Annotated in this window: 6 protein-coding genes and 3 tRNA genes; 3 read left to right on the top strand and 6 right to left on the bottom strand. The window is 60.6% G+C overall.

The window, feature by feature from the left end; translation table 11 throughout:
* Positions 1 to 783 (top strand): DUF4113 domain-containing protein (locus tag AB5Y67_RS09150; protein WP_368207681.1); only part of this gene is annotated, 783 nt, incomplete at its 5' end.
* Positions 784 to 985: 202 nt separating this feature from the next.
* Here the strand turns inward: AB5Y67_RS09150 and AB5Y67_RS09145 are convergent.
* Positions 986 to 1,061: transfer RNA gene (locus tag AB5Y67_RS09145), tRNA-Asn, on the bottom strand.
* A 4-nt stretch (positions 1,062 to 1,065) separates the two neighbouring features.
* Positions 1,066 to 1,141, bottom strand: a tRNA-Asn gene (locus AB5Y67_RS09140).
* Positions 1,142 to 1,628: 487 nt separating this feature from the next.
* Between AB5Y67_RS09140 and dauA the strand changes: the two genes are divergently transcribed.
* Positions 1,629 to 3,365 (top strand): C4-dicarboxylic acid transporter DauA, encoded by a 1,737-nt coding sequence (gene dauA, locus AB5Y67_RS09135; RefSeq protein ID WP_064338171.1) that lies wholly within the window; start codon positions 1,629 to 1,631, stop codon positions 3,363 to 3,365.
* A 183-nt stretch (positions 3,366 to 3,548) separates the two neighbouring features.
* Positions 3,549 to 3,636: transfer RNA gene (locus AB5Y67_RS09130), tRNA-Ser, on the top strand.
* Between the two features lie 292 nt (positions 3,637 to 3,928).
* On the opposite strand, the gene AB5Y67_RS09125 is transcribed toward AB5Y67_RS09130, so the two are convergent.
* The 4 genes from AB5Y67_RS09125 to rstB form a co-directional block, all read right to left on the bottom strand.
* The gene (locus tag AB5Y67_RS09125; protein ID WP_150388954.1) at positions 3,929 to 4,651 is read right to left on the bottom strand and encodes an AcvB/VirJ family lysyl-phosphatidylglycerol hydrolase; all 723 of its coding nucleotides are present in this window, start codon (positions 4,649 to 4,651) and stop codon (positions 3,929 to 3,931) included.
* Positions 4,652 to 4,662: 11 nt separating this feature from the next.
* Positions 4,663 to 7,212 carry a bifunctional lysylphosphatidylglycerol flippase/synthetase MprF gene (gene mprF / locus AB5Y67_RS09120; RefSeq protein WP_199428076.1) on the bottom strand — a complete coding sequence of 850 codons (2,550 nt, stop codon included), beginning with the start codon at positions 7,210 to 7,212 and terminating at the stop codon, positions 4,663 to 4,665.
* 153 nt (positions 7,213 to 7,365) lie between these two features.
* A complete protein-coding gene (locus AB5Y67_RS09115) occupies positions 7,366 to 7,548 on the bottom strand; it encodes a hypothetical protein (RefSeq protein WP_005337116.1) in 183 nt (60 codons plus the stop codon).
* 54 nt (positions 7,549 to 7,602) lie between these two features.
* Positions 7,603 to 8,928, bottom strand: a complete 1,326-nt coding sequence (gene rstB, locus AB5Y67_RS09110) for a two-component system sensor histidine kinase RstB (protein WP_199428075.1) — start codon at positions 8,926 to 8,928, stop codon at positions 7,603 to 7,605.
* Position 8,929: the final 1 nt, after the last annotated feature.

Raw genomic sequence — 8,929 nt, 5'->3', positions numbered from 1 at the left:
GGCGGCGTCGTGGACTTGCGTGACGAGCTGCGCCGTGCCCGGCTGATGGCTATCACCCCGGTGGACGAGGTGTGGGGCATAGGACGGCGCTTGGGGGCCAAGTTGGTGGCACAAGGTATCAATACCGTTGCTGACCTGGTGGCTAGCGACGCCAAAGGGTTACGCGCCCAATACGGCGTGGTGGTCGAGCGGATCGTACAGGAGCTGCGTGGCCTGCCTTGCGCAGAGCTGACCGTTGAACCGGCGGCGAAGCAGCAGATCCTCTCGAGCCGTTCCTTTGGTGAGCGCGTGACCGACCGTGGAGAAATGGCCCAGGCGTTGTCGGGCTTTATGGCTCGCGCAGCCGAGAAGCTGCGGGCCGAGGGAATGTGTTGCCAGCGGGTGCACCTGTTCGTGCGAACCAGCCCCTTTGATGAACGAGCCCCTTACTACAGTGAGCAGGCTGGCGTCCGGCTGGTCTGCCCTAGCGATGATACCCGGTTGCTGCTGCAGCAAGTGAACGTGCTGCTACCGCAGATTTGGCGCGACGGTTACCGTTATCAGAAGGGGGGAGTCATGCTGAGTGAGTTCACCCCCAAGGGGCAACAACAGGCAGATCTCTTTGCCCCGTCCTCCGCTCAATCAGATGCGCTGATGGCAGTGATGGACCAGATCAAAGCCAAGGGATTGGGGCGCGTAGGCTTTGCCAGCCAAGGCACGGGGTCGCCTGAGTGGATGATGCGACAAGAGCACCTGAGCCCCTGTTACACCACACGCTGGGAGGACCTGCCGGTGGCGAGGTAACCAAGGCACAAGGAACCTGCTACTTGGCTGTAGTTGGACGTTTTGGAAGTTAGTCGAATTTGAGTTGAGAGAAAACAGGGAGAGTGGATCGTTCACTGCGAGGGGAATGTGGCAGAGCAAGCGGTGAGGGGGAGCTGGCTCAGCTTGAAACAATGGAGAGATGGATATGAAAAAGCCCAGCTCGAAAACTGGGCTTCAAATGTGGCTCCCTCGACAGGACTTGAACCTGTGACATACGGATTAACAGTCCGCCGTTCTACCGACTGAACTACGAGGGAAAAGTGGCTCCTCCTACTGGACTTGAACCAGTGACATACGGATTAACAGTCCGCCGTTCTACCGACTGAACTAAGGAGGAATTGCCTGTCTCGTTAAGACGGGGCGAATATTAATGACCAGGGCGGCGGGTGTCAACCCGTGAATTTCCCGAAAACCGGATTTTCGGACTGTTTGCCCAAAAGTTGTGCTTTGCGGTTTATTTTCAGCACAATCAGTCTCTTGCCATCACCGCCCCCAACCGACGCAGGGGTTATTGGCTCGGTTCGCATCAACCTGATGATGCCAGCATGATGTCGCGAACGTGCTGGTAACCAGGCGAGGCTCAAATGGTAATCTTTGTGGCAAAAAGGGGGAGAGCAGGAGCCAAGATCGGCGATTTGGCGGCAAATAGGCCAAATAATGGGTGAGCGCGCGTTTCATTGATCCTGCCCATCGAAAAAATGGCCCGTCTGGAGTAAGGTTACGCAGGATACCATCGCCGCGTCGACAGCCCTGCCGGCCCTTGATGATGATCGGGCGCCGGATCTCTCCGGCCTTTATCTCCCTCTTCTGGTATTACGATATACATGCACAAGCAAGCCTCTTTAAATAGCGTGAAGCTCGCCATAGCCTTACGCCAGTCCTGTATTGATGAACCCTACAGCATGGCCCGCTTCGGCCGTGATCTTATCGCCGGTGTGACGGTGGGCATCATCGCCATCCCGCTCGCCATGGCACTGGCCATCGCCAGCGGTGTACCGCCGCAACACGGTCTCTATACCGCCATCATTGCCGGTATCGTGATCGCCGTGACCGGTGGCTCCCGCTACTCCATCTCCGGCCCGACCGCTGCCTTTGTAGTGATCCTCTACCCGGTCGCCCAGCAGTTCGGGGTTGGCGGTCTGTTGATGGCGACGCTCATCTCAGGCCTCTTTCTGGTGGCGATGGGGATGGCCCGTCTTGGCCGCCTTATCGAGTACATTCCCCCGTCAGTGACACTGGGCTTTACCGGTGGTATCGCCATCGTGATCGCCACCTTGCAGATCAAGGACTTCTTTGGCCTAAGCGTGCCCGAGATGCCGGAAACCTATCTGGGCAAGGTCGAGGCGCTGGCCGCCGCCCTGCCAAGCTGGCAGTGGGGCGATACCCTGGTGGGGGTCGCAACGCTGGCCGTGCTGCTGCTCTGGCCGCGCCTGCGTCTGCCTGTGCCCGGCCACTTGCCCGCGGTGCTGGTCGGGGTGGGTCTGGGTTTTGGCCTCCATTACTTTGGGGTGGATGTGGCTACCATCGGCAGCAAGTTCAGCTATACCCTGGCCGATGGCACCCAGGGGATGGGGATCCCGCCCATCGCGCCGACCCTGGTGATGCCCTGGGCCTTGCCCGGACCGGATGGCTTGCCGGTTGAATGGAACCTGGCGGCTGTTGAGCGGCTGCTGCCTGCCGCCTTCTCCATGGCGATGCTGGGGGCGATCGAGTCGCTGCTCTGCGCCGTGGTGCTCGACGGCATGACCGGTCGCAAACATAGCTCCAACGCCGAGCTGGTGGGGCAGGGGCTTGGCAACATCTTCGCCCCCTTCTTTGGCGGCATTACCGCCACCGCCGCCATCGCCCGCTCTGCCGCCAACGTGCGTGCCGGTGCTACGTCCCCCATCTCGGGGATCGTCCATGCGCTGGTGGTGCTGGCCGCCATTCTGGTACTGGCCCCCTGGCTCTCCTGGTTGCCGCTCTCGGCCATGGCTGCCTTGCTGCTCATCGTGGCTTGGAACATGAGTGAAGCGCACAAGGTGGTGGAGCTGATCCGTCGCGCGCCCAAATCCGATGTGCTGGTGCTGCTGGTCTGCCTGTCGCTCACCGTCATTTTCGACATGGTCATCGCCATCACTTTCGGGGTGATCCTGGCCTCCCTGCTCTTTATGCGCGAAATCGCCAAGATGACCAAACTGCACGATTTGGCCGAGCACAAACGCTATGCCCACGAGGTGCCGGACAACGGCCTGCTCTACAAGATCAACGGCCCGCTCTTCTTCGCAGCGGCCGAACGGGTCTTTGCCGAGCTGGAATCACAAGTGAAAGGGCACCAGGTGCTGGTGTTGCAGATGGAGGCGGTTTCCATCCTCGATGCGGGCGGCCTGTCTGCCTTCCTCCACTTTGGCAAGCAGATGGCTAAAGCCGGTGTCGAGTTGCGGGTGGCCGAGTTGCAGTTCCAACCGCTCAAGACCCTGGCACGCGCCAAGGTACGGCCGCAGCCCGGCAAGCTGGAATTTTACGGCTCGCTGGAAGAGGCGCTCAAAGGTGAACATTTGCACGAAGCGGCAGTAAATTGATTGAAAGGGATACGAAACGGCATATTTTTGGTCACTTGGTTCGGATATTGAGCAAACGAACGCAAAAAGTAAAAAATTGCATTGACCAAAAGCCATCGTATCCCTTACATTACGCCCCGTCGCCGCGGCATGGTCCGCCAGCGAATGTGCAGCTCAAGCACATAAAGCAGTGAGCAAAAATTTGGTGAGGTGTCCGAGTGGCTGAAGGAGCACGCCTGGAAAGTGTGTATACGGCAACGTATCGAGGGTTCGAATCCCTCCCTCACCGCCAAATTGCAAAGCCCTGATGGAAACATCAGGGCTTTTGTTTTATGGCGCAATCCCGAGCGGTTGTCAGCATAGGACTGCAAATCCTCATTGTTGATAGCCTAGTATCTGGCTGAACCGCTTGGGCAATCGCAGTGAAAAGCTTCGGTGACTTTGACGCCACGGCCAACCCATTGGTCGATCCTTTTAAAGTTTCCGCCCAATTCAGTACAAGGGCCTCTCGCAAGAGAGGCCCTTTTCATTGCTCGCTGATTTGCCCTGCTCGGTACTTAAAAGGCATTCAGTGGTGATACCGGTTAATGCTCCACAGTCAGCGGATCCGGGGGTAGGTTCAGATGCTTGGTGATGGCCTGATAGAGCTGGGGGTAGTTATCGTCAAAATGATGTCCTCCCGGCAGGGTGATGCTGGTGACGTTGGGCTGGTTGAGACGGGGGCAGAGGTGGTCGTCATCATCATCGTCGGCTCCTTGCAGGCAGACCATCGGCAGGTCGCGGATGGTCTTCACCTGCGGCTCGGTCGGGTAGCTCCGCGCCTTGTGAGTCAGCATGTCGCTGACGTGGATCTCGAAATCCGAGCTGGTGGAGGGGGAGAGCATCACGGCCCCGACCAGCCCCTGACGATAGTGCTCCGGCAACCGGTTGATGACGAATGGGACAATCTCGGCACCAAACGAGAAACCGACCAGCAACCAGCGGGGGCGCTGCCAGCGAGTTTGGTAATCATCAAGGATCCGCTCCAGATCGGCGGTCACCTGCTCCGGGGTTTTCTTTTTCCAGTAGTAGGTGAGGGAGCTCCAGCCCACGACCGGCATGCCGTGCAGCTGAAACTGGGCGCTCAACCCCTTGTCGAGGGCCGCCCAGCCACCATCCCCGCTGAGAAAGATCACCATGGGGGCGTCCGATGGCTGCTTGACTGGCAGCTCAATCAGGCTCAGGTCGTCCTTGACCGGGGCGGCGTGCGCCGCAAAAGATGAAACGGGCAGTACGAGACTGAGTAACAGCAATATCAAGGCTCTCATTGGCCATGCTCCTATTTCTTGATCAGCCCCAGCGGGCCGCGGCTAATCAGGGTGATCAGGTGAGTCAGGGTTCTGGGCAGTACCAGCTTGCTGCTGCAGAGCAGGTAGCGGGGTTCCCAGCGGGGCGAAAATTTCTCCTTGTAGCGTCTGAGCCCCTGGAAGTTGTAAAAGCGGCTGCCGCGCACAAACAGGGTATTGCCAAGGCGGGCCCAGTAGCTGCCGAGCGGGTGATCGTTGAAGCCGGACATGGGGGCCATCCCCAAATTGAAGCTGGCGTACCCTTGCGCCTTGCCCCACAGCAGCAGCTCGACAAAGAGAAAATCCATGATGGGAGCGGTGCCGGTATCCAGGCTGTAGCGCATCAGATCGATGGAGAGCATCTCCTTGTTGTCGCTCACCCAGAGGTTGGCAAAGCCGACGAGCTGCCCCTCATGCCACACCAGCGCAGCCGGGCTCAAGGTCAGGTAGTCAGGCTCAAAGCGGCCGACCGAGAAGCCCTTCTCCTTGCCCATCTTGCTCTGCAGCCAGGTATCGGAGACGGTCTGCAATCTGGGCAGCAGGGGGGCCACGGCACTTGCCTCGACCACCTCGAAGGTCAACCCTTCCCGTTTGCCCTTGGCGTGGCTCTGGCGCAGGTTGCGCAGCCGGCTGCCCGCCAGATCGAAGGTAGTCAGATCGACCATCGCCTCTTCGCCGAGCTTGAAGGGGATCAGCCCCAGCTCCAGATAGAGCGGAAGATAGCGGGCCGAGACCTGATAAAAGACCGGGTTGGCGTCGTGCTCATCGCACCGCTCGCGAAATTGCCAGAGCAGCTCTTCGATCTGTTCGGGGCGACCGATGGGATCCCCCATCACAATCCAGCTGTTGCCCTCGATGCCATACATCAGGAAAGCGTCGCCTGCGGGGTGGAACAGCAGTGACTTGTCCTGCAACTGGGCCAGATAGCCGTGGATCCCCCCTTCGCGCACCACCAGCTCGTGAGCGCGCGCCAGCGTCTCCTTGTCCGGCTTTTCACCGACTACGCGCAGCGGCGCAAGCAGCTGGGCAACCCCGGCCACGGCCAGCACGGCCACCACGCTCCCCATGGCGCGCAGGCCGCGGGCAGCCCCGCCGTGGGGCGAGAAGTGGAACCAGAGGGCGTGGTCATACTCCACCTGACGGTAGGAGAAGAGCAGCAGCCACAGCGCTCCCAGCAGCACAGCGCCGACCGAGATGAGCCAGCCCGGGGTGTACTGGGGATAGAGCAGCGACCCCTTGCGATAGAAGAGGGAACGGCAGGGGGTCATGATGAGCAGAAAGCAGCCAAGCAGCAGGGCTGACTCCCAGTCGCCGCCCTTGAGCAGGGAGAAGGCGATCCCCAGTGCCAGCAGCAGCTGGGTGATGCGAAACGCGGCGTCGTGACGGCGATAGAGGCTGCGCGCCAGCAGGATCAGGAGGATACCGCTCACGCTGCCGAGCACGTGGGAGAGCTCCAGCAGATGGAGCGGCAACACCTGCAGCCACACTTCAATGTGGCTGCGCATGGTCGGGATCATACCCGAACAGAGCAGCAGGCTGCCGGCGGTGAAGGTGCCCATGCTGATAAGGGCAGGCAGAAATTCGCGCACTGCGCTCATCAGCCCCTGTAGCCGCTGCCAGCGCGCTTTTTGTTGCAGCATCTCCTGACTCGCAAAGAGCAGCAGGGCACAGAGAAAGGGAAGCAGATAATAGATGCAGCGGTAGAGCAGCAGCGAGGCGAGCAGCTTGTCGGCCGGCAGGTAGTGGGCCAGCAGCAGGCTCATGCTCGCTTCGAACACCCCAATCCCGCCCGGCACGTGGGCCAGTACCCCGAGGAAGCTGGCCAGCACGAAGGCACTGAGCAGCACAGGGTAGGGGACGCTATCTGCAGGCAACAGCACAAACAGCACGGCGGCGGCGGCCATCCAGTCGGCCAGCGCGACCAGCAGTTGCAACAGACGAACCTTGAAGCCGGGCAGGATCAGGGTGTGTATTCGCCAGGAGAGACGGTGTGTGGGCCAGCAGAGGTAGCAGGCCACCAACAGCAGAGCCATGACGCCCGCCAGCCTGAGCAGGGTATCTGCCCATTGCGGCCAGTCAGGCAGCAGCTGTGATACATCGCAGGTCACTAGGGCGCCCCCTCCCCACGCCAGCAGGCCGAGGAAGAAGGTGATGGAGCAGAACAGCACCACGCGGGCCACTTCCCCGGTGGCGAGCCCCAGTGCGGAGTAAAGGCGATAGCGTACCGAGGTGCCGGTCAGCAGGGCAAATCCCAGGGTGTTGGAGAAGGTGTAGGCGATAAAGGAGGTGATGCTGACCTGTTGCCAGGGAAGGTGCTTGCCCAGCGCATGGAGCGCCAGCATGTCATAGCTACAGAGGCAACCATAACTGAGCAGGGTCAGCAATAGGGCGCCCGCCAGTCTCTGCAGGGGTTGGGACCAGATGGCCACACGAATATCGTGCCAGTGCCATGCCTGAGTCAGGTGATACAGCACGGTCAGTGCGGTGCCGAGCAGCAGCAAGCTGCACAAGGGGCCTAGCCATTTAAGCAGATGACGCCACATGCCATGTTCCTGTGGTCATTGACCGTTTCCCGCAAAGGGGGAGCCGGGTCGTGGATCCGGTTTGGACGAGGGAGGCGCTCGTCAGGAAAATTTCGGGAAGAGATGGAAAGGGAGGCGTCAGCCTCCCTCTGTGCTATCCAGTGACCGGTTGGATCACTTGGTTTTCGGTGCGACTTTGACGGCAGGGGTCTTGGCGTGGGTGGCTTTATGGTGTTTTTTCACCACCTTGGTCTGGGTCGCCTGCGGTGTGGCTGTCTTGGTCGGGGTGGCCGCCATGGTGAAACCGGAGGTGAGGGCGAAGACGGCAGCCAGGGTCAGGGGAATGATCTTTTTCATGTTCAATTTCCTTATTCGGGTTGATGTTATGGAGCGTTCTCCATGACAGTCATCCTATGACGGTTGCGGCGGCCCTTCAGTGAGCGGTTGGTGACGGTTTGTATCCAAATGTACAGGCAGGGTGAGGCAGAAGCGGGCGCCGTGGTCACTGGCCAGCAGCGCCACATCCCCTCCGTGATGACGGGCAATGCTGCGCACGATGGCCAGCCCCAACCCGGTGCCGCCGGTGCGACGATCCCGGCTCTGATCAAGGCGTACGAATGGTTCGAAGATCTGGGGCGCCAGCGCCGGATCGATCCCCGGCCCATCGTCGCTCACCTCCAGCAGATAGTTCTCCTGCAGCCGCGAGATGGAGAGGGTAACCTCGCTCTCGGCGTAGCGCAGAGCATTGCCGATCAGGTTCTCCACCGCGCGCGTCAGCAGACGCTGATCGCCGCACCAGGGCATGTGACGTGGCGGCAGATCGAGGGTGAGCTTCTTTTCGGGGGCCAGCGCTTGCCAGTCGCCGAGATGCACTTGTGCCCAGTGGCTGAGCTCCAGCTCGTCCTGTTGCAACGGCAACTCCGGCCTGTCCAGCTTGGCGTAGGTGAGCATCTCTTCGATCAGGGCGTCCAGCGCTCCCAGATCTCGCTCCAGCGCCTGCTGCTCCTGCTCGGCAGGGGCAGGATCGAGCATGGCAAGCCGATAGCGCAACCGGACCAGCGGGGTGCGCAACTCGTGGGCGATGGCATCGGTCAGTTGCTTGCGGCTGGCAATCATGGCCTGCAATTGGGTCGCCATTTGATCGAAGGTGCGTCCCACCCGGACCAGACTGCTGCCCGGTGGCAGATTGGTTCGGCAGGAGAGATCCCCATCGCCTACGCGACGGGCGGTCTGCTCCAACTGCTGCAAACCCCGCCAGTGGGGACGCAACCAGAGCAGAATGGGCAGTCCGAGGGATAGGCCGATCACCAGCAACAGCCCTATATCGACCCAGTGCAGCTCGTGCAGGTAAGAGAGGTAGGGTACAGGGCCGACAATCAGCACCCGATCGGTATCGGGGATGCGCTGCAGGAAGGTGTCATCCTCCTCGACGATGACAATATTGCCGGCGGCCAGAAAGGCCTGATCCTCGCTGGTCAGGGGCTGGCGCACCAGCTCGCCGATCTTGAGGGGGAGGGTAAACTGACTGCTCTGCTCGGCCAGACGAGCGGGCCAGCGCTCGGGCGGGGTTCTTGCCAACTCGCCGGTCAACAGGCCAAGGGATCCCTGCATCATGCGTTCGAGATAGCGATCACCCGCCCGTTCGGCGGTCACCTGATAGACCACACCCACCAGCAGGATGGCGAGGGTGAAGCAGCCTATCAGCAACAGATAGAACTGGATAAAGAGACGGCGCATG

The organism is Aeromonas sp. s12 (assembly GCF_040907925.1).
Lineage (GTDB): Bacteria > Pseudomonadota > Gammaproteobacteria > Enterobacterales > Aeromonadaceae > Aeromonas > Aeromonas veronii.
The sequence above is the reverse complement of the archived record's forward strand: the minus strand, read 5'-3'. Positions and strand labels throughout refer to the sequence as shown.

What these genes read in the sequence shown, in the direction of transcription:
- dauA (WP_064338171.1), top strand. Translation starts at nt 1,629, where the DNA reads ATGCACAAGCAAGCCTCTTTAAATAGCGTGAAGCTCGCCATAGCCTTA.
- AB5Y67_RS09125 (WP_150388954.1), bottom strand. Translation starts at nt 4,651, where the DNA reads ATGAGAGCCTTGATATTGCTGTTACTCAGTCTCGTACTGCCCGTTTCA.
- mprF (WP_199428076.1), bottom strand. Translation starts at nt 7,212, where the DNA reads ATGTGGCGTCATCTGCTTAAATGGCTAGGCCCCTTGTGCAGCTTGCTG.
- AB5Y67_RS09115 (WP_005337116.1), bottom strand. Translation starts at nt 7,548, where the DNA reads ATGAAAAAGATCATTCCCCTGACCCTGGCTGCCGTCTTCGCCCTCACC.
- rstB (WP_199428075.1), bottom strand. Translation starts at nt 8,928, where the DNA reads ATGCGCCGTCTCTTTATCCAGTTCTATCTGTTGCTGATAGGCTGCTTC.